At 73.7% G+C, this 24,498-nt stretch carries 18 protein-coding genes; 11 read left to right on the top strand and 7 right to left on the bottom strand.

Annotated elements, in window-relative coordinates:
• Positions 1-36: 36 nt before the first annotated feature.
• From AC5L3Z_RS23750 to AC5L3Z_RS23740, 3 genes are all read left to right on the top strand, one after another.
• Entirely contained in the window at positions 37-1,416 is a 1,380-nt protein-coding gene (locus AC5L3Z_RS23750) for a glycine--tRNA ligase (protein WP_494845130.1), read from the top strand.
• A 62-nt stretch (positions 1,417-1,478) separates the two neighbouring features.
• Positions 1,479-2,651 carry a tRNA dihydrouridine synthase DusB gene (dusB, locus tag AC5L3Z_RS23745; RefSeq protein WP_494845129.1) on the top strand — a complete coding sequence of 391 codons (1,173 nt, stop codon included), beginning with the start codon at positions 1,479-1,481 and terminating at the stop codon, positions 2,649-2,651.
• Between the two features lie 876 nt (positions 2,652-3,527).
• The gene (locus AC5L3Z_RS23740) at positions 3,528-4,211 is read left to right on the top strand and encodes a C39 family peptidase (protein WP_494845127.1); all 684 of its coding nucleotides are present in this window, start codon (positions 3,528-3,530) and stop codon (positions 4,209-4,211) included.
• Between the two features lie 67 nt (positions 4,212-4,278).
• On the opposite strand, the gene AC5L3Z_RS23735 is transcribed toward AC5L3Z_RS23740, so the two are convergent.
• Positions 4,279-6,114, bottom strand: coding sequence for a beta-N-acetylhexosaminidase (locus AC5L3Z_RS23735; RefSeq protein ID WP_494845126.1), 1,836 nt, complete (start codon positions 6,112-6,114; stop codon positions 4,279-4,281).
• A gap of 272 nt (positions 6,115-6,386) precedes the next feature.
• Here AC5L3Z_RS23735 and ppdK point away from each other — a divergent pair, with 272 nt between their 5' ends.
• On the top strand, positions 6,387-9,122 hold the full coding sequence (ppdK, locus tag AC5L3Z_RS23730) for a pyruvate, phosphate dikinase (RefSeq protein WP_494845125.1): 2,736 nt from the start codon (positions 6,387-6,389) through the stop codon (positions 9,120-9,122).
• 57 nt (positions 9,123-9,179) lie between these two features.
• Here ppdK and AC5L3Z_RS23725 read toward each other — a convergent pair whose 3' ends face one another.
• Positions 9,180-9,668 carry a roadblock/LC7 domain-containing protein gene (locus tag AC5L3Z_RS23725; protein WP_494845123.1) on the bottom strand — a complete coding sequence of 163 codons (489 nt, stop codon included), beginning with the start codon at positions 9,666-9,668 and terminating at the stop codon, positions 9,180-9,182.
• Between the two features lie 223 nt (positions 9,669-9,891).
• Here AC5L3Z_RS23725 and AC5L3Z_RS23720 point away from each other — a divergent pair, with 223 nt between their 5' ends.
• From AC5L3Z_RS23720 to AC5L3Z_RS23700, 5 genes are all read left to right on the top strand, one after another.
• Complete coding sequence (locus AC5L3Z_RS23720) at positions 9,892-10,242, top strand: VOC family protein (protein ID WP_334528123.1); 351 nt, start codon at positions 9,892-9,894, stop codon at positions 10,240-10,242.
• Positions 10,243-10,244: 2 nt separating this feature from the next.
• Complete coding sequence (locus AC5L3Z_RS23715) at positions 10,245-11,519, top strand: deoxyguanosinetriphosphate triphosphohydrolase (RefSeq protein WP_494845122.1); 1,275 nt, start codon at positions 10,245-10,247, stop codon at positions 11,517-11,519.
• A 52-nt stretch (positions 11,520-11,571) separates the two neighbouring features.
• Complete coding sequence (locus AC5L3Z_RS23710) at positions 11,572-12,405, top strand: siderophore-interacting protein (protein ID WP_494845121.1); 834 nt, start codon at positions 11,572-11,574, stop codon at positions 12,403-12,405.
• A gap of 64 nt (positions 12,406-12,469) precedes the next feature.
• Entirely contained in the window at positions 12,470-14,368 is a 1,899-nt protein-coding gene (dnaG, locus tag AC5L3Z_RS23705) for a DNA primase (protein WP_494845120.1), read from the top strand.
• Positions 14,368-14,904: a hypothetical protein gene (locus AC5L3Z_RS23700; protein WP_494845119.1), complete on the top strand. Its 537-nt coding sequence runs from the start codon at positions 14,368-14,370 to the stop codon at positions 14,902-14,904. Before dnaG ends, AC5L3Z_RS23700 begins: the two co-directional genes overlap by 1 nt.
• A 10-nt stretch (positions 14,905-14,914) precedes the next feature.
• Here the strand turns inward: AC5L3Z_RS23700 and AC5L3Z_RS23695 are convergent, their stop codons facing one another.
• The 5 genes from AC5L3Z_RS23695 to AC5L3Z_RS23675 all read right to left on the bottom strand — a co-directional run bounded on the left by AC5L3Z_RS23695 (position 14,915) and on the right by AC5L3Z_RS23675 (position 22,095).
• On the bottom strand, positions 14,915-15,883 hold the full coding sequence (locus AC5L3Z_RS23695) for a TAXI family TRAP transporter solute-binding subunit (RefSeq protein ID WP_494845117.1): 969 nt from the start codon (positions 15,881-15,883) through the stop codon (positions 14,915-14,917).
• A complete protein-coding gene (locus AC5L3Z_RS23690) occupies positions 15,880-16,272 on the bottom strand; it encodes a roadblock/LC7 domain-containing protein (protein ID WP_494845116.1) in 393 nt (130 codons plus the stop codon). Before AC5L3Z_RS23690 ends, AC5L3Z_RS23695 begins: the two co-directional genes overlap by 4 nt.
• Positions 16,269-18,821: a sensor histidine kinase gene (locus tag AC5L3Z_RS23685; RefSeq protein WP_494845115.1), complete on the bottom strand. Its 2,553-nt coding sequence runs from the start codon at positions 18,819-18,821 to the stop codon at positions 16,269-16,271. Before AC5L3Z_RS23685 ends, AC5L3Z_RS23690 begins: the two co-directional genes overlap by 4 nt.
• 65 nt (positions 18,822-18,886) lie before the next feature.
• Positions 18,887-19,906 (bottom strand): TAXI family TRAP transporter solute-binding subunit, encoded by a 1,020-nt coding sequence (locus AC5L3Z_RS23680; protein WP_494845113.1) that lies wholly within the window; start codon positions 19,904-19,906, stop codon positions 18,887-18,889.
• Positions 19,903-22,095 carry a TRAP transporter permease gene (locus AC5L3Z_RS23675; protein WP_494845112.1) on the bottom strand — a complete coding sequence of 731 codons (2,193 nt, stop codon included), beginning with the start codon at positions 22,093-22,095 and terminating at the stop codon, positions 19,903-19,905. The genes AC5L3Z_RS23680 and AC5L3Z_RS23675 overlap by 4 nt, the downstream gene beginning before the upstream one ends.
• A gap of 349 nt (positions 22,096-22,444) precedes the next feature.
• Between AC5L3Z_RS23675 and AC5L3Z_RS23670 the strand changes: the two genes are divergently transcribed.
• Positions 22,445-23,374 carry an ABC transporter ATP-binding protein gene (locus AC5L3Z_RS23670; protein WP_334528146.1) on the top strand — a complete coding sequence of 310 codons (930 nt, stop codon included), beginning with the start codon at positions 22,445-22,447 and terminating at the stop codon, positions 23,372-23,374.
• A gap of 313 nt (positions 23,375-23,687) precedes the next feature.
• Positions 23,688-24,488 (top strand): ABC transporter permease, encoded by an 801-nt coding sequence (locus tag AC5L3Z_RS23665; RefSeq protein WP_494845161.1) that lies wholly within the window; start codon positions 23,688-23,690, stop codon positions 24,486-24,488.
• Positions 24,489-24,498 lie beyond the last annotated feature (10 nt).

The following is a 24,498-nucleotide window of genomic DNA, read 5'->3' as shown; positions in this document are numbered from 1 at the left end:
CGTCCCCGCCGACCGCCAGCCGGCGTAGGAGGAAACATGCCAGCCGACCGTATCGACGCCGTCGTCAGCCTCGCGAAGCGCCGGGGCTTCGTCTTCCCCTCCAGCGAGATCTACGGGGGCACCCGGTCGGCGTGGGACTACGGTCCGCTCGGCGTCGAGCTCAAGGAGAACGTCCGCCGGCAGTGGTGGAAGACCATGGTGCAGCAGCGCGACGACGTCGTCGGCCTGGACTCCGCGGTCATCCTGGCCCGCAAGGTCTGGGAGGCCTCCGGCCACATCGCCGAGTTCGTCGACCCGCTGACCGAGTGCCAGTTCTGCCACAAGCGGTTCCGCGCCGACCACCTCGAGGAGGCGTACGCCGAGAAGCACGGCAAGCCGCTGACCTCGCTGTCGGAGCTGAACTGCCCGAACTGCGGCAACAAGGGCACCTTCACCGAGCCGAAGATGTTCAACGGCCTGATGAAGACCTACCTGGGCCCGGTGGAGAGCGACGAGGGCCTGCACTACCTGCGCCCGGAGACCGCCCAGGGCATCTTCGTCAACTACAAGAACGTGGAGACGGTCGCCCGCAAGAAGCCGCCGTTCGGCATCGCGCAGACCGGCAAGTCGTTCCGCAACGAGATCACCCCGGGCAACTTCATCTTCCGGACCCGTGAGTTCGAGCAGATGGAGATGGAGTTCTTCGTCGAGCCCGGCTCGGACGAGCAGTGGCACGAGTACTGGCTCCAGGAGCGCTGGAACTGGTACCTCGACCTGGGTCTCTCGGCGGACAACCTGCGCCTGTACGAGCACCCCAAGGAGAAGCTCTCCCACTACTCCAAGCGCACCGTCGACATCGAGTACCGCTTCCAGTTCGGCGGCACCGAGTTCGCGGAGCTGGAGGGGATCGCCAACCGCACCGACTTCGACCTCGCCACGCACAGCAAGCACTCCGGCGTCGACCTGTCCTACTTCGACCAGACCAAGGGCGAGCGCTGGATGCCCTACGTCATCGAGCCGGCCGCCGGCCTCACCCGCGCGGTGCTGGCGTTCCTGCTGGAGGCGTACGACGAGGACGAGGCGCCGAACACCAAGGGCGGCGTGGACAAGCGCACGGTGATGCGCTTCGACCCGCGGCTGGCCCCGGTCAAGGTGGCGGTGCTGCCGCTGTCCCGCAACGAGGCGCTCTCGCCGAAGGCGAAGGGCCTCGCCGCGCAGCTGCGCAAGCGCTGGGTGGTCGAGTTCGACGACTCGCAGGCGATCGGCCGGCGCTACCGCCGCCAGGACGAGATCGGCACGCCGTTCTGCGTCACCGTCGACTTCGACACCCTGGACGACGACGCGGTGACGGTGCGGAACCGGGACACCATGGCCCAGGAGCGGATCTCGCTGGACCAGGTCGAGCGCTACCTGATCGAGCGCCTCCCCGGCTGCTGAGCTGCTCATGGGGCTCCGGCCGGCGCGAAAGGGCGCCGGCCGGGGCCCCGTACACTTGTCCGGTGACCGCCCCGACCCTGCCCGCTCTCCGCCCGCTCACCCTCGGACCGCACCAGGTGTGGCCGCCGGTGGTGCTCGCGCCGATGGCCGGCATCACCAACGTGGGGTTCCGGCAGCTCTGCCGGGAGCAGGGCGGCGGCATCTACGTCTGCGAAATGATCACCACCCGGGCGCTGGTCGAGCGGAACCCGAAGACGCTGCGCATGATCGCCTTCGGCGACAACGAGCGGCCGCGCAGCCTCCAGCTCTACGGCACCGACCCGGAGATCACCGCCGCCGCGGTGCGGATCGTGGTGGAGCGGAACCTCGCCGACCACATCGACCTGAACTTCGGCTGCCCGGTCCCCAAGGTCACCCGCCGGGGCGGGGGTGCCGCGCTGCCCTGGCGGCGTCGGCTCTTCACCCGCCTGGTCTCCGCCGCGGTGGACGCCGCGTCACCCGCCGGGGTGCCGGTCACGGTCAAGATGCGCAAGGGCATCGACGACGACCACCTGACGTACGTCGAGGCCGGCCTCGCCGCCCAGGACGCCGGCGTCGCGGCGGTCGCCCTGCACGGGCGTACGGCCGCGCAGCGCTACTCCGGCACCGCCGACTGGGACGCGATCGCCGCCCTCAAGCAGGCCCTCGACGTGCCGGTGCTCGGCAACGGTGACATCTGGGAGGCCGACGACGCGCTGCGGATGGTCGCGCACACCGGGGTCGACGGCGTGGTGATCGGGCGGGGCTGCCTGGGCCGGCCGTGGCTCTTCGCCGACCTGGAGGCCGCCTTCAACGGCCGCCCGGAACGGCGGCTGCCCAGCCTCGGCGAGGTGGCGGTGACCATGCGCCGGCACGCGGAGCTGCTGGTCGACCAGTTCAGCGCCGGCTCGCGTACCCCGGCGCGGGGCGAGCGGGACGGCTGCACCGACTTCCGCAAGCACGTCGCCTGGTACCTGAAGGGCTTCCCGGTCGGCAGCGAGCTGCGCCGCTCCCTCGCCATGATCGAGAGCCTGGCCCAGCTGGACGACCTGCTCGGCAAGCTCGACCCGGTCGAGCCGTTCCCGGTGGCCACCCTCGGCCAGCCCCGGGGCCGGACCAACTCGCCCGGCAAGGTCCACCTGCCCGACGGCTGGTTGGCCAGCCGCGACGACGACACCGTGCCCGAGGGCGCCGAGCTGGACGACTCCGGCGGCTGACCGCCGTCCACGGACCGGCCCCTCTCCGCCGAGATCACCGCGCCTTTGTCTGTTGTCGGCTCCTTTAGAGCTGATGACGTAGACGACTCAACCTCGGCCCCTGGCGGGTTGGCGAGCGCGGATGCGGTGAGGGCTTCGTCGAGAGCGCGAGGGTCGGACCTGGGCGTGGCGAGTACCGAGTGTGGGTTAGCCCGACCCGCGGCCCGGGGGGCCAGTACCGGGATGGTCCGCGTGACGGGGTGTAGGCAACAGGGATGAGTCGTCTACGTCATCAGCTCTAAAGGACGCGCATCTGCCAACCTCACTGCCACGCTGGGTCGGCCGGACGGTGATGGGGTGGCCGCCGCGCTGGCGCTTCTCCTCGTCGCCCGCCAGCGCGACCCGAAACCGGACATCGCGTCCTTGTACGGATGACCACGCCGGTCGGGACATGGGCGGACAGGTCTCGCAGGCTGGCACTCCGCGGCCTCGCCCACTGCGCGAACGGCGCCACCGCCCCGCACCGAAGTTGGGGGCGGGGCCGGGATCTGGGACCCGATGTCCGGTCTGACCTGGGCTTTCCCGTGATCGGGGCCACCCGGGTGGCGGAGTCGGGGGTGGGTCGGCGTCGTTGTACCTGGCATACCCCGAGGAACCAGCTCGGGACCGCGCCGACAGTCGAGCGCCCCGGTGGAATGCGGGGCCGGGCGGGCCGGTTACATCCCCTGGACAGCGAGCGCCCCGGTGGAATGCGGAGCCGGCCGCGCGAGTTGCGTCCCCCGGACGCCCGAGCAGGTCCCTGTGATCGCCGGGCAGTTCCCTTTCTGACTCTTCCCCTGCGGCGCGCCGCCCCCCGGCGTGTGCGCCGTGCACCCCCGAGCAGAGGAGCACGCCGTCATGCGTACCGATCTGATCCGTAAGACCGCTCTGACCGTTGCCGGCCTCGCCTGCACCGGCGGCGCCATCGCCGCCCCGATCGCCGCCGCGCACGCCGCGCCGGCCACGGAGAAGCCGGCCGCGCAGGTGCAGACCGACCGCAAGAACGACCGCACGGCCGACCGCAAGCCCGCCGGCGAGCGGGAGCTGGACGTGCGCTACGAGGCGCAGCCCAACTTCTACTACTGCGGCCCGGCCGCCACCCGCAACGCCCTCTCCGTGCTGGGCAAGAACATCGATGTCGACGCCATGGCCAAGCTGATGGGCACCACCGAGGCCGGCACCGACAGCATCAACGACATCACCCCGGTGCTGAACAAGGAGACCCGCAAGGACGCCTACCGCAGCGTCGAGATCCGCGGCGCCAGGGCGGACGACAAGCAGACCGACACCCTGCGTGCCGACATCGTCCGCACCGTCGACGACGGCCGCGCCCTGGTGGCCAACATCGCCGGCACCGCCACCGACACCGACGGGGTCACCCACTCCTTCGAGGGCGGGCACTACATCAGCGTCATCGGCTACCGCGACGGCGGTGACACCGTCACCATCGCCGACTCCGCCGACCCCGACATGGCCTCCTACCGGATGAGCGTGGACAAGCTCGCCGACTGGATCGCCACCCGCGGTTACAGCACCTCCTGACGAGCAACGACGACAGGGCCGGCCCCCACCAGGGGGCCGGCCCTTCGTCATGCCCGGGTGCCGCGTCTCAGACGGGCTCGGGGTCTGCCGCCGGCGTGGCCGGTCGCGCCGCCTCCGGGCGGGGCTGCGTGGGGATCGCCGGCGCCGGCCGGCCGGGCGTCGTGTCCTCCGCCGGCCAGGGAATCTCCGGCGAGCGGTGGAAGGCGATCCCGGCGGTGGACCAGCGCGGCCCGTGCCCGGCCAGCCGGTCGCGGAACCCGGCCCAGTCGTGCGTCGTGCGGGGCGACCAACCCAGCTCCGCCAGGGCGGGCAGCCGGGGCAGGAGCAGGTACTCGATCTCGGCCAGCGAGGTCACCGACTCGGTCCAGAGCGGCGCCTCCACGCCGAGCACCGCCGCCGCCGGCACGTCGCGCAGGTGCGTGCCCGGATCCCAGTCGTACGCGCGTCGCACGTCGATCAGGCCGGCCCAGTCGTGTCCGATCGGGGTGTCCGGGGCGTACTTCATGTCGAGGTAGGCGTGGTTGCCGGGGGAGAGGATCAGCCGGGCGCCCCGGCGTACCGCCTCGGCGGTCACCGGGTCGTCGCCGTCGGTGCCCCACCACTGGAGCACCCGGCCGTCGGCGTGCCGCGCCGGGGCGATCTGGTGCCAGCCGACCACGGTCTTCCCGAGGCCGGCGACGATCCGCTGGGCGCGCTCGACGAAACCGGTGTACGCCGCCCCCTTGACCTTGAACGCCTCGTCGCCGCCGACGTGCAGCCACGGCCCGGGGGTGAGCGCCGCCACCTCGCCGAGGACGTCCGCGACGAAGTCGTACGTCCGCTCGTCGGTCGGGTCGACGTAGCTGAAGCCGACCTCGGTGCCGGTGTACGGCGGCGGCGCGACCTTGCCCGGCGCCAGCTCCGGGTACGCGACCAGCGCCGCGTTGGTGTGGCCCGGCAGGTCGATCTCGGGGACGACGGTGACGTGCCGGCGGGCGGCGTACCGGACGATGCGGCGGTAGTCGGCGGCGGTGTAGTGCCCGCCCGGGCCGCCGCCGACCTCGGCGGCGCCGCCGACGGCGGCCAGCCGGGGCCAGCCCTCGACGGCGATCCGCCAGCCCTGGTCGTCGGTGAGGTGCAGGTGCAGGTGGTTGAGCTTGTACCGGGCCAGGTGGTCGATCACCCGCAGCACGTCGGCGACGCCGAAGAAGTGCCGGGCCACGTCGAGCATCGCGCCCCGGTACGGGAAGCGGGGCCGGTCGACGACGACCCCGCCGGGCACCACCCAGCGTCCGGTCACCGGGTTGGGGCTTTCGATCGCCGCCGGGAACAGCTGTCGCAGCGTCTGCACGCCGTGCAGCAGGCCGGCGGGGGCGCCGGCGGTGATCCGGACCGAGTCGGTGGTGACGTCGAGCCGGTAGCCCTCGACGCCGAGCCCGTCGACGTCGACCGGGCCGGCGGCGGTCGCGGTCGGGCCGGCGGGAAGCTGCCCGGCGGCGGCGGGGGGCGCGGCGGCGGCCAGGGTGAGCACCAGCGGACCCTCGGCGTCCGGGTGGTCGGTGTCGGTGACCGGCAGCGGATACCCGGTGGCGGGCCGGAGCAGCTCGGCGAGCTGTTCGGCCACGTCGCGCGCGGCCGGGTCCGGGCTGACCCGGACGGCGGCGTCGGCGGGGAGGGTGAAGTCGGCGGTCGGGTCCGGCTCGACCCGTTCCGGGGCGGGGACCACGTCGCCGAGCCGGACCGGGGCCGGGGGCGCGAGCAGGGCGCCGGCGGCCTGCTCGGCGGTGCGGGCCAGCTCGGCGGCGGCCGGCTGGTGACCGGGCAGGCCGACCGGCCGGGCCGGGTCGTGACCGGCCGCGGAGGTGGCGGGGGTGGTGGGCGACACGGCGGCGGCTCCGGGGTGTATTCGCGTGGGATATGGCAAAGGTCAGCTTCAGCGGATCCAGTGCCGTCAAGGGTACGAGAGGAGTCCGGGTTGCGTGATCGTGCGCGTGGAAGCGTTCCCAGAAACCACCACGAACGCGGATAGTCGTGATGGCTGTGCCTATTGTCACCGAACGGTCCCAGGCCACTCGAAGTTCGCTTAGCCTTCGCCCACCGATCGCTGACGGCACCGGGATTACCGGTGGTCGGCCCCGGGGTATGAGCAACTGAACCTTCGTTAAGTGTCAATTCCGGCGCGCGTGGGAGGCTCTGGTGGCAGCGCAAGAGACGGTGGACAACAAGTACGTCTACGACTTCGCCGAGGGCAACAAGGAACTCAAGGACCTGCTCGGCGGCAAGGGGGCCAACCTGGCCGAGATGACCAATCTCGGCCTGCCGGTCCCACCCGGCTTCACCATCACCACCGAGGCCTGCAAGGCGTACCTCGCCACCGGCGCCGAGCCCGAGGGGCTGGCCGAACAGATCGCCGCCCACCTGGCCGCCCTGGAGCAGGAGATGGGCCGCCGCCTCGGCGACCCGGACGACCCGCTGCTGGTCTCCGTACGCTCCGGCGCGAAGTTCTCCATGCCCGGCATGATGGAGACCGTCCTGAACGTGGGCCTCAACGACCGCAGCGTCGAAGGACTGGCACGACAGGCCGGCGGCTCAGCCGACCAGGCCGCCTCCGGCGGCAACGACCGGTTCGCCTGGGACTCCTACCGCCGGCTGATCCAGATGTTCGGCAAGACCGTCTGCGACGTGCCCGGCGAGGAGTTCGAGCACGCGCTCGACGAGGCCAAGCGCGCCAAGGGTACGCAGAACGACCTTGACCTGGACGCCGACGACCTGCGCGGGCTGGTCGACGCGTACAAGAACATCTTCGCCAAGCACACCGGCCGGGAGTTCCCGCAGGAGCCGCGGGAGCAGCTGGACCTGGCCATCCGCGCGGTCTTCGAGTCGTGGAACGCCGAGCGCGCGGTGCTCTACCGCCGCCAGGAGCGCATCCCGGCCGACCTCGGCACCGCGGTCAACGTGGTCACCATGGTCTTCGGCAACCTGGGCGCCGACTCCGGCACCGGCGTCGCCTTCACCCGCGACCCGGGCAGCGGAGCCCAGGGCATCTACGGCGACTACCTGGCCAACGCCCAGGGCGAGGACGTCGTCGCCGGTATCCGCAACACGGTGCCGTTGCAGGAGCTGGAGCGGCTGGACAAGAAGTCCTACGACGAGCTGCTCGACTTCATGGCCCGGCTGGAGGAGCACTACAAGGACCTCTGCGACATCGAGTTCACCATCGAGCGCGGCAAGCTCTGGATGCTCCAGACCCGGGTCGGCAAGCGCACCGCGGCGGCGGCGTTCGTCATCGCCGGCCAGCTCGTCGACGAGGGCCTGATCGACCTGGACGAGGCGCTGCACCGGGTCAACGGCGCGCAGCTCGCGCAGCTGATGTTCCCCCGGTTCCGGCTCGACCACGAGTTCGAGCCGGTGGCCAGGGGCATCGGCGCCTCGCCCGGCGCCGCCAGCGGCAAGGTGGTCTTCACCTCCGCCCGCGCGGTCGAGCTGGCCGCCGAGGGGGAGTCGGTGATCCTGGTCCGCCGGGAGACCAACCCCGACGACCTCAACGGCATGATCGCCGCCCAGGGCATTCTCACCTCGCGGGGCGGCAAGACCAGCCACGCCGCCGTGGTGGCCCGGGGCATGGGCAAGACCTGCGTCTCCGGCGCCGACGAGATCGACGTGAACGTGCCGGCCAAGCGCTTCACCGTCGCCGGGCGCACCGTCACCGAGGGTGACGTGGTCTCCATCGACGGCACCACCGGAAAGGTCTACCTCGGCGAGGTGCCGGTCATGCCGTCGGAGGTGGTGCAGTACTTCGAGGGCAGCCTCGACCCCGAGCACATCGACAACGCGCTGGTCCGGGCCGTACACCGGATCATGACGCACGCCGACGGCAAGCGGCGGCTGGCGGTCCGGACGAACGCCGACACCGGCGCGGACGCCGCGCGGGCCCGGCGCTTCGGCGCCGAGGGCATCGGGCTGTGCCGCACCGAGCACATGTTCCTCGGCGACCGCCGCGAGCTGGTCGAGAAGCTGATCCTGGCGCGCACCGACGCCGAGCGGGACGCCGCGCTGGCCGCGCTGCTGCCGTTGCAGCGGGCCGACTTCGAGGAGATCTTCCGGGAGATGGACGGCCTGCCGGTCACCGTCCGGCTGATCGACCCGCCGCTGCACGAGTTCCTGCCCCCGCTGGAGCAGCTCGCGGTCAACGTCGCGGTCGCCCAGGAGCGCGGCGAGGACGTGGCCCAGGAGGAGGCGCTGCTCGCCGCCGTCCGGCGGATGCACGAGGAGAACCCGATGCTGGGGCTGCGCGGCGTACGCCTCGGCCTGGTGATCCCGGGCCTCTTCGCGATGCAGGTCCGGGCGATCGCGGAGGCCGCTGTCACCGTCACCCGGGCCGGCGCGGTCGCCAAGCCGGAGATCATGGTCCCGCTGGTCGGCGCCGTGCAGGAGCTGGAGACGGTACGCGCCGAGGCCGAGAAGATCATCGCCGAGGTGGTCGGGGACAGCGGCGTCGAGGTGCTGATCGGCACGATGATCGAGGTGCCCCGGGCGGCGCTGACCGCCGGTCAGATCGCCGAGGCGGCGCAGTTCTTCTCCTTCGGCACCAACGACCTGACCCAGATGGCCTGGGGCTTCTCCCGGGACGACGTCGAGGGCGCGTTCTTCTGGCGCTACCTGGAACTGGGCATCTTCGGCATCTCGCCGTTCGAGTCCATCGACCGCGACGGCGTGGGCCGGCTGGTCCGGATCGCCGCGCAGGAGGGCCGGGCCGCCCGGCCGGAGCTGAAGCTCGGTGTCTGCGGCGAGCACGGCGGCGACCCCGACTCGGTGCACTTCTTCCACGAGGTCGGCCTGGACTACGTCTCCTGCTCACCGTTCCGCGTACCGGTGGCCCGGCTGGAGGCCGGCCGCGCCGCGGTCGAGACGGACGGCTCCGACAGCCGCTGAGCACCGGCCCGGCGGGGGCGGCGGGGCCGAAACGTCGGACCGCCGCCCCCGCCGCGCTCAGCGCGGCGTACGCCGCCAGCCGGTGGTGGTCCCCGGCCGGCGTCGGGTCAGCGCCGGCGCCGGGGCGCCCGCGGTCAGCGCGGCGTGCAGCCGGGGCAGCCTGCTCGCCGCCGCGCCGGTGCGCTGCGCGTCGAACGCCGAGCCGGCCCGCTCGGCCACCGCCCGGGCCTCCTCGTGCAGGGTCTCCAGGTCGGCGTCCGCGCCCGCCACCAGGGTGAGCAGCGCGTGCCGGCCCGCCGGGTAGGTGACGACACACCCGGTCGAGGTGTGCACCACCGACTCGCGCAGATCACCACGCCGGACCGCGTCGGCGACCCGGCTGCCGAGCCCGAAGCCGACCGCGGCCAGCGCGGCCAGGTGGGTGGCGTCCGTGGTCGGCAGGTCGCTGGAGATCAGCAGCCCGTCCCGTCCGGCGAGCACCGTGCCGGCCACCTCCGGGCAGCGTCGCCGCAGCCCGCGCAGCTCGGTGTCCATCGTCGTGTCCACGTCCACGAGCGTCCCCCGTTCGTCGCGTCCTCACGTACCGCTTCCGGAAAGCTACCGAAGGCCACCCCGGCGCGCGATCCCGGGACCGCCCGCGATCGGTCGACAACTCGGTCTGATCGGTGGTTGCGGACCGGCCGCCCGTCGTCCGTCACCGCGACGTCCGCCGGGTCGGGGCGTAACCTGAGCCCTCGACCGTTGCGCACGACCGGCGAAGGGTGGCCGCATGACCAGCGTCTGGGCAAGCTTGACCGTCGACGCCCGGGATCCGGCCCGGCTCGCCCGCTGGTGGGCCGAGGCGCTGGGCTACCAGGTCGTCACGGAGAAGCCGGACGAGGTGGAGATCCGGCAGGCGGCCGACCGGCTGCCCGGCATCGTCTTCGTCCCGGTCACCGACGACAAGCAGGTCAAGAACCGGCTGCACCTCGACCTGCGCCCGGCCGACCGGGAGGCCGAGGTCGAGCGGCTGGTCGACATGGGGGCCCGGCACGTCGACGTGGGGCAGGGTGACGTCGGGTGGACGGTGCTGGCCGACCCGGAGGGCAACGAGTTCTGCGTGCTGCGGCAGCAGGGCTGACCGTGCCGCTTCCCGGTGACCAGGCCGACGCGCGACGTCGGGTCGACGAGGCGCCGAAGGACACCGGGTACGGCCGGTCCCCGTACGAGCGGGACCGGGCCCGGGTGCTGCACTCGGCGGCGTTCCGCCGGCTCGCCGCGAAGACCCAGGTGCACGTCGCCGGCACCGACGACTTCCTGCGTACCCGGTTGACCCATTCGCTGGAGGTGGCCCAGGTTGCCCGGGAGATGGGCGCTCGGCTCGGCTGCGACCCGGACGTGGTGGACACCGCCGGGCTCGCCCACGACCTCGGGCACCCGCCCTTCGGGCACAACGGCGAGGAGGCGCTGGACCAGCTCGCCACGCCCTGCGGCGGCTTCGAGGGCAACGCCCAGACGCTGCGGGTGCTGACCCGGCTGGAGGCGAAGGTGCTCGCCCCGGACGGCGCCCCGGCCGGGCTCAACCTCACCCGCGCCTCGCTCGACGCGGTCTGCAAGTATCCGTGGCCGCGCCGGCCCGGGCTGCGCAAGTTCGGCGTGTACGGCGACGACCGGCCGGTCTTCGACTGGCTGCGTGCGGGCGCCCCGGCGGGCGGCGCCGGCGGCCTGCCCGGCGACGCCCGGCGCTGCCTCGAGGCGCAGGTGATGGACTGGGCGGACGATGTGGCGTACTCGGTGCACGACGTCGAGGACGGCATCCACGGCGGCTACGTCTCGCTGCGGCCGCTGCTGGACGACCCGGACGAGCGGGCCGCGCTCTGCGTCGACGTGGCCGCCGTCTACTCCGGGGAGTCCCCGGCCGACCTGGGCGAGGTGCTGGTCGACCTGCTCGCCGAGCCGGTGCTCGCCCCGCTCGCCGCGTACGACGGCAGCCACCGGTCGCAGGCCGCGCTGAAGGCGACCACCAGCGTGCTCACCGGCCGGTTCGTCTCGACGGTGGTGGCCGCCACCCGGGACCGCTTCGGCCCGGGCCCGCACCGCCGCTACGGCGCCGACCTCGTCGTGCCGCGCCGGATCCGGGCCCAGTGCGCCCTGCTGAAGGGGATCGCCTGGCGCTACGTAATGCGCCGACCGGGTGCCGCCGGCCGGTACGACCGGCAACGGCAGGTGCTCACCGAACTGGTCGGTGCCCTGGCCGACCGGGCCCCCGACGGGCTCGACCCGGTCTTCGCCCCGCTCTGGCGGGAGGCGGCGGACGACCGGGCCCGGCTGCGGGTGGTGGTCGACCAGGTGGCCTCGCTCACCGACCCGGCCGCGCTGGCCTGGCACACCCGTCTGGTCCCGTCCGACGCCCGATAGGGGCGGTCCGCACCGATTGGGATCGGCCGGCGACTTAGGTTAGCCTAACCCCATGACGGAGCGCCCCAAGACAGTCACGTCCGCCCGGGTCGTGCGGACCGAGCGGCCCACCCCGCACCTGATCCGCCTCGTCCTCGGCGGCGAGGAGCTGACCGGGCTGCCCGTCGGGGAGTACACCGACCACTACGTCAAGCTGATCTTCCCGCCGGACGGGGTGACCTACCCGCACCCGGTGGATCTCGCCGCCATCAAGCGGGAGTTCCCGGCCGAGCAGTGGCCGCGGCTGCGCGCGTACACCGTGCGGGCCTGGGACCCGCTCGCCGGGGAGCTGACCATCGACGTCGTGCACCACGGCGACGAGGGGCTGGCCGGGCCGTGGGCGGCCCGGCTGCGCCCCGGCGACGAGGTGCTCTTCACCGGCCCCGGCGGGGCGTACGCGCCGGACCCGACCGCCGACTGGCACCTGCTGGTCGGTGACGAGAGTGCCCTGCCGGCGATCGGCGCGGCGCTGGAGCGGCTGCCGGCCGGCGCCCCGGCCGTCGTCCTCGTCGAGGTCGACGGCCCGGCGGACGAGCAGCTCCTGCTCAGCCCGGGTGCCGTCGCGTTGACCTGGCTGCACCGGGGGGACCGCCCGGTCGGCGCGGCGCTGGTCGCCGCGGTCCGGGCGCTGGAGTTCCCGCCCGGCCGGGTGCACGCGTTCGTCCACGGCGAGGCCACCTTCGTCAAGGAGCTGCGGCGGCTGCTGCGCGTCGAGCGCGGGGTGCCGCGCGAGGCGCTCTCCATCTCCGGCTACTGGCGCCGGGGGATGAACGACGAGGGCTGGCGCTCCACCAAGGCCGACTGGAACCGGCAGGTCGAGGCGGAGGAGATCGTCGCCGTCGGCTGAGCCGCGGCGTCGTGCGCCACACGCCCGTCCCCCCGACGGCGGATCGTCGGTCCGGCAGGGCAGGATGTACGCCGAGGGGGTGGCACAGATGGCTGGGCGGATCCGGGACGAGGACATCGCGCTGGTCCGGGAGCGCACCTCCATCGCCGAGGTCATCTCCGACACGGTCACCCTGAAGTCGGCCGGCGGCGGCAACCTCAAGGGGCTCTGCCCGTTCCACGACGAGAAGAGCCCGTCGTTCAACGTCTCGCCCGCCCGCAACGTCTGGTACTGCTTCGGCTGCGGGGCCGGCGGCGACGCGATCAAGTTCCTGATGGACGCCGAGCACCTCAGCTTCATCGAGTCCGTCGAGCGGCTCGCCGACCGCGCCGGCATCCAGCTGCGCTACGTCGAGAACGACAACGCCGCCCCGCGCCCCCGCCCCCAGCAGGGGCAGAAGCAGCGCCTGGTGGCCGCGCACGCCGCCGCCGTCGAGTTCTACCAGGCCCAGCTCACCACCGCCGGCGCCCGGCCGGCCCGGGAGTTCCTGGCCCAGCGCGGCTTCGACCGGGCCGCCGCCGAACGGTACGGCTGCGGCTTCGCCCCGGACGCCTGGGACCTGCTCACCAAGCACCTGCGCCAGCAGGGTTTCACCCACGACGAGCTGGTCACCGGCGGACTGTCCCGCCCGTCCCGGTCGGGCACCCTGATCGACCGGTTCCGCCGGCGGCTGATGTGGCCGATCCGGGACATCACCGGCGACGTGATCGGTTTCGGCGCGCGCAAGCTCTTCGACGACGACGACGGCCCGAAGTACCTCAACACCCCCGAGACGCCGATCTACAAGAAGTCCCACGTGCTGTACGGCATCGACCAGGCCAAGCGGGAGATCGCCAAGCAGGGCAAGGTGGTCGTCGTCGAGGGCTACACCGACGTGATGGCCTGCCACCTGGCCGACGTACCGACGGCGGTGGCGACCTGCGGCACCGCGTTCGGCGCCGACCACATCGCCGTGCTGCGCCGCCTGCTGCTGGACACCGACGCGGTGGCCGGCGAGATCATCTTCACCTTCGACGGGGACGCCGCCGGGCAGAAGGCCGCGCTGCGCGCCTTCGAGGACGACCAGCGCTTCGTCGGGCGCACCTTCATCGCGGTCAGCCCCGACAACATGGACCCGTGCGAGCTGCGCCTGGCAAAGGGCGACCTGGCCGTACGGGACCTGGTCGCCCGCCGCGAGCCGCTGGTCGACTTCGCGCTCCGCCACGTGATCAACCGGTACGACCTGGACACCGTCGACGGCCGGGTGGAGGCGATGCGCCGGGCCGCCCCGCTGGTGGCGAAGATCAAGGACCGGGAGAAGCGCCCCGAGTACGTCCGCAAGCTCGCCGGGGACCTCGGCATGGAGATCGAGCCGGTGCAGCGGGCGGTCCTCGCCGCCGACGCGGCCCCGGCCGCCGAGCGGCGGGCGCCCGCACCGGCCCGGTCCAAGGCCGCGCCCGAGCCGAGCGTGGACAGCCCGCAGTCGATGGTCGAGCGCGAGGCGTTGAAGCTCGCCCTCCAGGAGCCGGTGCTGGCCGGGCCGATGTTCGACGCGGTCGAGACCCCGGAGTACCGGCACCCGGTGCACGCGGCGGTCCGCGCGGCGGTCGCGGCGGCCGGCGGGGCGGCGGCGGCGACCGGCGGCGCGGTCTGGATCGAGTCGGTCCGGGACGCCTGCGAGGACCTCGCCGCCCGGGCGCTCGTCGGTGAGCTGGCCGTCGAGCCGCTGCGCATCGACGGTGAGCCCGACCCCCGGTACGTCTCGATCACCATGGCCCGGTTGCAGTGGGGCTCGGTGACCGCCCGCATCCGGGACCTCAAGTCGAAGATCCAGCGGATCAACCCGGTGAGCAACAAGGACGAGTACTTCGCCCTGTTCGGGGAACTGCTCTCGCTGGAGCAGCACGCGCGGGCGCTGCGCGAGCAGGCCGCGGGAGGACTGTGATGGGACTGTTCGGCCGGAAACCGAAACTGCCGCCCGCCGCCCGGCCGCCGCTGGCCGCCGACGAGCGGGTGCTGGCCTGGGCCGTCGCCGGCAACGGCGAGGGCGACGGCGTGGTGGTGGCCAGCAACCTCGGGCTCTGGCTGCCCGGCCGGGGGCACCGGCTGGGCTGGCACGACATCCTCAAGGCGGTCTGGTCCGGGCGCGAGCTGACCGTGACGCCCGCCGAGCGGGTCACCCAACGCGACGGCTACCAGGTGGTCGCCGACTGCCCCGCCGAGACCTACCTGCTGGTCGACCCGGGGGACCTGCCGAACCAGGTGCGGGCCCGGGTCACCCGGTCGGTGGCGTACACCCAGCACCACCCGGTGCCCGGCGGCGCCGGACGGATCGCGGCCCGACGGGTGGCCGGCGTGGACGGTTTGAGCTGGACGGTCCGCTACGACCCGGGCACCCCGGCCGACGACGACGCGGTGCTGGCCGAGACCGACCGGCTGGTCGCGGCGGCCCGCGCCTCGGCCACCCCGGCGGACGTCTGACCGTCGCCGGTCAGCCGCCCTGGTAGAAGCGGGCCGCTCCCGGGTGCAGCGGGATCGGGTCGGTGCCGGAGGCGCTCTGCCGGCTGAAGTTGCCCGCCTCCGGGTGCACCCCGATCAGGTCGCCCTGGTACGCGAAGAGCAGCCGGGTCAGGTCGTACGCCAGCTGGTCCGGCATGTCGGCGGCGACCAGGATCACGTTCGACACCGTGACCGTCGGCGTGCCGGCCGCCGTGCCGTAGGCGTCCTTCGGCAGCTCGGCGGTGGTGTAGACCGACCCGTACGTGGCGGTGAGCGGTTCGATCAGGTCGGCGATCGGCAGCAGCGTGAACTGCCCGGGCGCGCCGGCGATCAGGTCGGCGATGCCCGGGGTGGGCAGGCCGCCGGAGAAGAACATGGCGTCCAGGGTGCCGGCCCGCATCCGCTTGACCGTCTCCGGCAGCGACAGGGTCGCCCGGCGCACGTCCCGGTCGGGATCCATCCCGGCGGCGGTGAGCAGCCGGCCGGCGATGATGTCCGTGCCGGACTTCGGCGAGCCGGTGGAGACCCGCTTCCCGCGCAGCCCGGCGAAATCGGTGATCTTCGCGTCGGCCCGGACGATCACGTGGGTGTAGTTGCTGTACACCCGGGCCAACGCCCGCACCGGCTGCGGCTGGGTGAACGCCCCGCGCCCGGCCACCGCGTCCGCGGCGGTGTCGGCGAGGCTGAAGGCGATCTCCATGTCGCCACCGGCCAACCGGGTGACGTTCTCCACGGAGGCGCCGGTCGGCTCGGCCCGCGCCTCGTACCCGGGCAGGTGGCGGCTGATCACGTCGGCGTAGCCGCCGCCGAGCTGGTAGTACACGCCGGTGGTGTTGCCGGTGGCCAGGAAGATCCGGCCGCCGTGCCACGGCTGCGGCGCCGGGTCGCCGTGCTCGCCGCAGCCGGCGGCGGCGAGCACGGCGACCAGCAGGGCGGACAGCACCCGCACCGGCCGGGTCACGCGCGGACCGCCGGTTCCAACGCCTCCGCCACCCGTTGGACCAGCGTCGCCGTCTCGTAGCCGATCTGGCCGAGGTCGCAGCCGGGCGCGGCCAGCACCCCGAGCAGCGCCCGTTCGCCCACCGCCATCACCAGCAGCACCCCGCCGTCCATGTCGACGATCTGCTGGCGTACCCGGCCGGCGGACATCAGCCGCGCCGCGCCGACGGTCAGGCTGGCCAGGCCGCTGATCACCGCGGCGAGCTGGTCGACATGGTCGGCGGAGAGGTGGGGCGAGGCGGCCAGCCGCAGACCGTCCTCGGAGACCGCCACCGCGTGCGACACGTCGGGTACCTGTTCGGCGAAGTTGGCCAGCAGCCAGTCGAGGCCGGCGGTCACGGGTGAGGTCATTCGCTTCTCCCAATCGATGTCGTCTGCTGGTTGCGCCGCATCGCGGTGGCCACCCCCTCGGCGAGCGCGGACAGCCGGGCCCGCACCACCTCGGGGTCGAGCAGGTCGTCCGCCGGTCGGGGCGGCGGGGCGTGGTGCAGCGGGGCCGGCAACTGCCCGCCCCGGACCCGGCGGGGCAGGCCGACCGGTTTGGTCGACGCCACCGGCGTGGGCGCGGTGGCCGGCGGGGCCGTCGCGGCGGCCGGTGGCCGGGACGCCGCTCCGGGTGTCGGGCTGGCCGGCGCCCCGGCCGTCGCGTTCCGCGCGCCGACCACCGGAAGGGTGACCGTCGGCGCCTCGTGCACCGCGGCGGCGGCGACCGCGGCGAGGGTGTCGTCGACGACGCGGCGCACGGCGGGACCGACCGGGCCGGCGGTGGTTCCCGCCCCGACCGGCTGCGGCGCCGCCGGCACGGGCGGGCGTGCGGTGGCGGGCACGGCAGGGCGTGGGGCCGCCGGCACCGGAGTCCGTGGGGTCGCCGGCCCGACCGCCGGGGGCGCACCGGCCCGGGCCGGGAACCAGCCCGCGGCGGCGGCGGGCGGCGCCGGGCGCCGGGTGGGCGCCGACCGCCGGGAGACCGTCTCGATCCGGGTCAGCAGGGACTCCGGCACCGCCACCTGGGCGACGGTCCCCGCTCCGGTGTGGTGCAGCTGCACCCGTACCCCGTGCCGGGCCGCCAGGTGCGCCACCACGTGCAGACCCATGCTGCCGGCCGCCGCGCTGGAGAGCGTCGCCGGGTAGCGGAGCCGCTCGTTGATGACCCGCAGGCGGGCCTCGCCGATGCCGATCCCCTGGTCGTGCACGCGCAGCGTCAGCCCGTCGACGGTGCGTCGGCCGTCCACGTGCACGGGGGTCTGCGGCGGGGAGTAGACGGTGGCGTTCTCCAGCAGCTCGGCCAGGAGGTGGACCAGGCTGCCCACCGCCGCGCCCTGCACCCCGACGTCGGGTACGTCGATCTCCACCCGGGGGTACTCCTCGATCTCCGCCGCCGCGGCCCGGACCACGTCGGCGACCAGGTACGCGCCCTCGTACGGGCGACCCGGTTCGCCGCCGGCGAGGACCAGCAGGTTCTCCCCGTTGCGGCGCATCCGGGCGGCGAGGTGGTCGAGCGCGAACAGCCGGGCCAGCGCGTCCGGGTCGGTCTCGTCGCGTTCGAACTCGTCGAGCAGCCGCAGCTGCCGGGTGATCAGCGTGCGGATCCGCCGGGCCAGCGCCTCGGCCATCCGGGTGACGTCCATCCGCAGCTCGGCCTGCTCGCCGGCGAGCCGCAGCGCGGCCCGGTTCACCGTGTCGAACGCCTCCGCCACCTGGGCGACCTCGTCCCGGCCCTCGCTCATCCCGGCGGTGAGGCGGGATCCCGCCGCGTCGGCCGGTGGGTCCGCGCCAGCCGCGATCGCGGTGATCCGCTCCGGCAGCTCCCGGTGGGCCATGGTGAGCGCGGCGACCCGCAGCCGGCGCAGCCGGCGGCTGGTCCGCACCGCGAGCAGCGCCGCGGCGAGCAGTGAGGCCAGCGCGACCGCGCTGGTCGCCCCGCCGGTGACCAGGGCCCGCCGCCGGGCCTCGGCGGCCAGGCCGGCGGCCTGCCGGTCCAGCTCCTCGGAGAGTTCCCGGCCGAGCAGGTTGTACCGCCGGATCGCCCCGCTCTGGGCCACGTACCAGGCGTCGCCGTCCGTCTTCAGCCCGGCCGGCTCGGCCTCGGCGTTGAGCGCGCTGTCCCGCATCCGCAGCGCGGTGGCGACGTCCGTGCCGGCCATCAGCCGGGCGTACGTGGTCGCGGCGCGCTCGTCCGCGATCCGGGAGAACTCGGCCTGGCGCTGCTCCTGGGCGCCGCGGAGCCGTCCGAGCCGGACCAGCTCCCCGCCGGCCAGCTCGCCCCGGACGAAGACGGCGCGGAGCAGGTCGCGTTCCAGCGAGGCCAGGTGCTCCTGGGCGGCGACCGCCGCCACCTCCCGCGCCCCGTTGGCCAGGTCGGTGTCGCGCAGCTGGGCGGGGAGCGCGTCGGCGACGGCGAGCAGCGACTCGACCATCGTCACGTAGCTCGGGTCGCTGGCCGTTCCGTCCAGCGCCACCCGCCGGGTCGGGTCGAGCCGGTCGAGCTGCCCGTCGGCCCCGTCGAGCACCCGCCCGAGGTCCGGGGCGGTGCGGCGGGCCTCCCGGCCGGCGGTGCGGTACCGGTCGACGGCGGCGTCCACGCGCCGGCGCTGCGCGTCCACCAGCGGACGGCCGGCGGAGCCGCCCCGCTGGCGCAGCGCCCCCGTCTCGCCGAGTTCCCGTTCCAGCTCGTGCACGAGGCGCACGGTGGCGGTGGCGGTGCCGGCGAGCACCCGGGCCCGGTCGGCGTCGGCGGTGGCGTCCAGCGCGCTGTCGGTCTGCACGGCGCCCAGGACCACCAGGCCGACCGTGGCGACCAGGATCGGCGCGAGCAGTTGGGTACGGACCGACCAGAGCCGGTCGGTGTGGTCGGCCGGCCGGTGGTGCCGGCGTACGCGGGCGGGGCCGGGGAGCGGCACGAGGGTCTCCCGTGGTGGTCGGGAGCGCCGGGCCCGGACCGGATGGGCCGGGCCCGGCGCGGGGGTCAGCTCGCGCCGAGGTCGCTCAGGGCCTTGGCGGCGCCGCGGTGCAGCGGCACCGGGTCGATCTTGCGGGCGTTCGCCAGGTCGATGCCCTTCGCCGCCGGGTTGGCCTGGGCGAGGGCGTCGCGCTTGTCGAAGACGGTCCTGGTGATCGCGCAGGCGACGTTCGCGTCGAGGTTCTTGCGGACCAGCAGCACGTTCGGCACCACGATGGTCGGGGTGTCGGCGGCCGTCCGGTAGGCGTCGGCCCGGATCGTGCCGGCCTGGTACGCGGGGTTCAGCTCGGTCATCTTCGGCAGCAGCGGCGTCACGTCGATGAACTTCACCTTGTCGCCGGCGGTGGTGAAGAGGTCGGTCACGCCGCCGGTGGGCACCCCGCCGGACCAGAAGAAGCCGTCGACGCTGCCGTCCTTCACCCCTTCGACGGTCTTGGCCAGGTCGAGCCGCTGCGCCTGGATGTCCTTGGCCGGGTCGAGGCCGGCGGCTTGCAGCAGCCGGTTGGCGATGACCTCGGTGCCCGACTTCGGGGAACCGGTGGAGATCTTCTTGCCCTTCATGTCGGCGACCGAGGTGATCCCCGAGTCGGCCCGCACGACCACCTGGGTGTAGTTGTCGTAGATCCGGGCGAGTGCCTCGACCGGCTGCGGAGCGGTGAAGCTGCCCTTGCCCTGCACCGCGTTGACCGCGGTGTCGAAGAGCGAGAACGCCACGTCGTACTGGCCGGCGACGAGCTGTTCGACGTTCTGCACCGAGGCGCCGGTCTCGGCCGCGGTCCCGCTCAGCTTCCCGCCGGTGGCGGACGAGAGTTGATTGGCGAGGGCGTTGCCGACCACGTAGTAGACGCCGGTGGCGTTTCCGGTGGCGATGCCGACCCGGGTGTTGCCGGCGACCTCGCAGGTGACCTTGTTGGCGGCGTTGTCGGTGGCCGCGCCGTCCTGACGGCCCCCGCATCCGGCGGTGCCCGCCGCGACGAGGGCGAGCGCGCCCACGCCCGCGGCGATCCGCACGTTGATCCGTCTCACTGTCGTTCCTCCCCAGGAATCGTCGATGGAGCTGTCCACGGGCCGCCGGTCAGACCGGCGGCGCCGCGTCGTACACACACCCCCACCACCGCGATCACGGCCAGCACCAGGCCCACGGTGACGGGTACGGGTTCGAGTCGGAGCAGGCTCAGCCCGGCGAGCGCGCCGAGGATCCGCTCCGGTACGCCGGCCGGTCCGACGCCGGGCAGCCAGCCACCCGCCGCCACGGCGAGCGCGGCCACGCCGAGCGCGGAGAGCACCGCGGCCACCGCGACCCGCTCCGGCCCGCCGATGCCGAGCAGTCCGAGCCCGGCCGGGGTGACCACGAAGGCGATCGGGATGAGGTAGGCCGGCAGGGCGTACCGGAGCGCCTGCCACATGGTCGGGACCAGCCGGCCGCCGGTGACCGCCGCGGCGGCCACCGCGGCGAGCGCGGTCGGCGGGGAGACCTCGGAGAGCACCGCGAAGTAGAAGACGAACATCGCCGCGGCCGGCGCGGCGACACCGAGCTCCAGCAGGGCCGGACCGATGATCACCCAGCCGATCACGAAGGAGGCGGTGACCGGTACGGCCAGCCCGAGCAGGCTGAGCGCGACGGCGGCGAGCAGCGCGGTGAGCGCCAGCACCACGGCCGGGTCGGAGCTGACCGTCTCCGCCCCGCTGACCAGCAGCGCCGCCGCCTGCGGGCCGAGCCCCGTCTTCGTGGTGGTGGCCGTGATGACGCCGGCCGCCGCGCAGACCGCGCAGACCGCGAGCACGCCGCGCACCCCGGCGCTGAGCGCGCCGACCAACCGGGCCGGGGTGAGCCGGTGCCGGCGGTCCAGGAAGGACAGCGCGGCGGCCAGCGCGGTGGCCGCGACCACCGCCTTCGTGGCGGAGAAGCCCACCGCGAGCAGCGCGATGATCACGAAGAGGCTGAGGAAGTGGTAGCCGGAGCGGGCCAGCAGCCGCCACGGCGAACCCGTGTCGAGCACCACCGGGCGGACGCCGGAGCGTCGGGCGTCGATCTCCACCGAGAGCAGGATGCCGAGGTAGTACAGGACCGTCGGGACGGTGGCCCAGCCGAGGACCTGGAGGTAGGAGACCCCGAGGTACTCGGCGATGATGAAGGCGGCCGCGCCGAGGGTGGGTGGGGAGAGGATAGCCCCGACGCCGGCGGCGGCCAGCATCCCGCCGGCCCGTTCCGCCGGGTAGCCGGCGCGGCGCAGGATCGGCCAGGTGACCGCGCCGATGCTGACGGTGGTGGCCGCGCCCGAGCCGGAGACGGTGCCGAGCAGGAAGCCCGAGGCGACGGCCGTCCGCCCGGCGGCCGTCCGGGAGCGCCGGAAGGCGGCGGCGGAGAGCTCCACGAAGAACCGTCCGGCCCCGGAGAGGTCCAGCACCGCGCCGTAGACGGTGAAGAGCACGATGTACGACGCCGCGACGTCGAGCGGGGTGCCGTAGAAGCCGCTGTCGGAGTTGTAGAACGCGTCGACGAGCTGGCCGAAGTCGAGCCCGGCGTGGGCGACCGGCCAGGACTGCGGCAGCAGTCCGCCGTAGTAGCCGTAGCCGAGGAAGAGCAGGCAGACGGCGGGCAGGATCCAGCCGGTGGTGCGCCGGCACGCCTCCAGCAGCAGGAGCAGGAGCAGGCTGCCCATCGCCACGTCCACCCCGACGAGCAGGCCCTGCCGGTCGAGGAAGGCGTCGTACCCGCCGCCGCCGGCGCCGAGGGTGACCGGCAGGACCGGGTAGAGGCAACTGGTCAGGGCGGCGGCGGCCAGCGTCCAGTCGGCCGCGGTGGGTCGGGTGGAGACGGGCCCGGTGGCGGGTCGCGGCCGGCCGGGCGGGCGCAGGCCCGCCGGATACGCCAGGAAGACCATCGGCAGGACGCCGGCCAGGAAAACGATCAGGTAGTACTTGCTGCCCTGAGGCAGTGGGCGGAAGACCTGCGTCAGGGCGAGGAGCGCGATCGCCAGCGTCGTACCGGTGACCAGGAGGCCGACCGGTCCGGTGAGTTCGCGCCCCGGTTTCTCGTCCTCGAATTGCGCGGCCAGTTCGCGCGTCTGGGGGGCCGGGCCGGTGTGGTCGACCGCGGTCGCCGCCTCGGCCGGAAATGGCTGGTCAGGGCCGTCCAGACGGAGGGTCTCGGCGCCGGAGCCGGCGTAAGGCGGCTGCGGAGCGGGACCGTCGGAGGAACGAACGGGCGACACGAGGGGGCACGATACGCGAATTGTCTACACCATGGAACATTGCCGACTGTGATTGCGTTGAGTGATGATGAACGGCGACCGATCACGTAGAGGAAGCGAATGTTGAATCGGATTTAACAATTGCGGCGACCGAAATGGTTGACATTCCTCGGCGGCCGTAGTCGTCCGAGATGGACCTGTCCGGAATGCGGGTGCTCGCCCGGCTGTGTCGGCTCTCCGCCGGTGGGAGGGCGCCGGAGTGGATCAACCACGGAATGTAGCGTAAAACACGCTGCGTGGCGACTTCGCCGCCCACCGTGGCCCCGCAAATCGCTTCGAGGGTGTCGGACGCCGCCGGTAGGGTCGCCCGGTGACCACTCAATCGCTCATCCGGGCGCGCGGGCTGGTGAAGCGGTTCGGCGACTTCACCGCGGTCGACGGCATCGACGTCGAGGTCCGCGCCGGCGAGGCGTTCGGCTTCCTGGGCCCCAACGGCGCCGGCAAGTCCTCCACCATGCGGATGATCGGCTGCATCTCCCCGCCCACCGCCGGCGAGCTGCGCATCCTCGGCATGGACCCGGTACGCGACGGCACCGCCATCCGGGCCCGGCTCGGTGTCTGCCCCCAACTGGACAATCTCGACCCCGAGCTGACCGTCCGGGAGAACCTCACCACCTACGCCCGCTACTTCGGGATCCCGCGCCGGGCGGCCCGGGAGCGCGCCGCCGAGCTGCTGGACTTCGTCCAGCTCACCGAGCGGGCCGACAGCAAGGTCGAGCCGCTCTCCGGCGGCATGAAGCGCCGGCTGACCATCGCCCGGGCGCTGGTCAACGAGCCCGACATCGTGCTGCTCGACGAGCCCACCACGGGCCTCGACCCGCAGGCCCGCCACCTGGTCTGGGAGCGGCTGTTCCGGCTCAAGCAGCAGGGGGTGACCCTGGTGCTGACCACCCACTACATGGACGAGGCCGAGCAGCTCTGCGACCGCCTCGTGGTGATGGACGGCGGGCGCATCGTCGCCGAGGGCTCACCGCGCGAGCTGATCGAGCGGCACGCCACCCGCGAGGTGGTGGAGCTGCGCTTCGCCGCCGAGTCGCAGGAGACGTTCGCCGGCAAGCTCGACGGGCTGGGGGAGCGGGTCGAGGTGCTGCCCGACCGGGTGCTGCTCTACGTCCCCGACGGCGACGTGGCGGTCGCCCAGGTGGAGGCGCGCGGCCTCACGCCGGTCAGCGTGCTGGTGCGGCGCTCCAGCCTGGAGGACGTCTTCCTGCACCTCACCGGCCGCACCCTGGTCGACTGAGCGGGGGCGCGGCGACAACAGCGGCGGCGGGCGGTTCACCGCCCGGTGACCAGCCGACCACTGCCGGAAGGATCGCTGCGCGCGCACCGGCACTGCGTCGGTGCGCCGACCCTGATCCTCGACCTGACCGGAGTCGCGCGGGCCCGACGGTGGCGAGGCTTCCGGCCCGGACGGGTCGCCACCGCGCCGCTGCGCCCGGGCGAAACGGGGGGACAGGTCGGCCCGGTCGCCGTAGGGTGACCGCGGTCTGTCGTACCTCCGGGGTAGGAAGGCCGTGTTCGGCGCGGAGCGGAACGGGGTGGTCGCGGTGAGCGTGGCGCAGCAGGCGCGGGACCGGGCGCGTCCGCCGCTGCCCCGGGTGCCGGCGCTGGCGGTGCTGGCGCACTACCTGACCGGCTACCGGCGCACCTGGCGGGCCGGGGTCTTCTCGTCGTTCCTGCTGCCGGTGCTGACCGTGCTCGGGTTCGGCGTCGGCGTCGGCGCCTACATCGACCAGGGTGTCGGCGGCGTGCGCTACCTCGACTGGATCGTGCCCGGGCTGATCGCCTCGACCGCGTTGCAGGTGGCGATCGGTGAGTCGACCTGGCCGGTGTTCAGCAACTTCCAGTGGATCAAGACCTACTTCGCGCAGGGCGCCGCTCCGCTGCGGGTGGCCGACATCCTCACCGGGCACCTGGCCTTCGTGCTGTTCCGGGTCGTCACCACCATCGCCGCGTTCCTGCTGGTGACGGGGCTGTTCGGGGCGCTGCGATCACCCTGGGCGCTGACCGTCCTGCCGGTGGCGGCGCTGCTCGGTCTGGCCGTGGCGGCGCCGACCTTCGCGTACGCCTCGGTGGTCGACAGCGACAGTTGGCTGGCGATGCTGTTCCGCTTCGCGGTGATCCCGATGACGCTCTTCGCCGGGGTGTTCTTCCCGGTCGAGTCGCTGCCGCTCGTGCTGCGCTGGCTGGCGTACGCGACTCCGCTCTGGCACGGCGTCGACCTGTGCCGGGCGGCCACCCTCGGCGTGGCCCCGCAGTGGTCGGTCGCCGGTCACCTGCTCTACCTCGCGGCCTGGGCGCTCGCCGGCTGGCTGCTGGCCCGCCGCGGCTTCCGTCGTCGGCTCGTCGTCTAGGGAGGGTGCC

This window comes from Micromonospora sp. LZ37, from assembly GCF_059359015.1.
The sequence above is the reverse complement of the archived record's forward strand: the minus strand, read 5'-3'. Positions and strand labels throughout refer to the sequence as shown.

Excerpts from the sequence above, each read along its gene's own strand:
- AC5L3Z_RS23710 (WP_494845121.1), top strand. The coding sequence starts at position 11,572 with ATGACGGAGCGCCCCAAGACAGTCACGTCCGCCCGGGTCGTGCGGACC.
- AC5L3Z_RS23700 (WP_494845119.1), top strand. The coding sequence starts at position 14,368 with ATGGGACTGTTCGGCCGGAAACCGAAACTGCCGCCCGCCGCCCGGCCG.
- AC5L3Z_RS23690 (WP_494845116.1), bottom strand. The coding sequence starts at position 16,272 with ATGACCTCACCCGTGACCGCCGGCCTCGACTGGCTGCTGGCCAACTTC.
- AC5L3Z_RS23740 (WP_494845127.1), top strand. The coding sequence starts at position 3,528 with ATGCGTACCGATCTGATCCGTAAGACCGCTCTGACCGTTGCCGGCCTC.
- dnaG (WP_494845120.1), top strand. The coding sequence starts at position 12,470 with ATGTACGCCGAGGGGGTGGCACAGATGGCTGGGCGGATCCGGGACGAG.
- AC5L3Z_RS23750 (WP_494845130.1), top strand. The coding sequence starts at position 37 with ATGCCAGCCGACCGTATCGACGCCGTCGTCAGCCTCGCGAAGCGCCGG.
- AC5L3Z_RS23720 (WP_334528123.1), top strand. The coding sequence starts at position 9,892 with ATGACCAGCGTCTGGGCAAGCTTGACCGTCGACGCCCGGGATCCGGCC.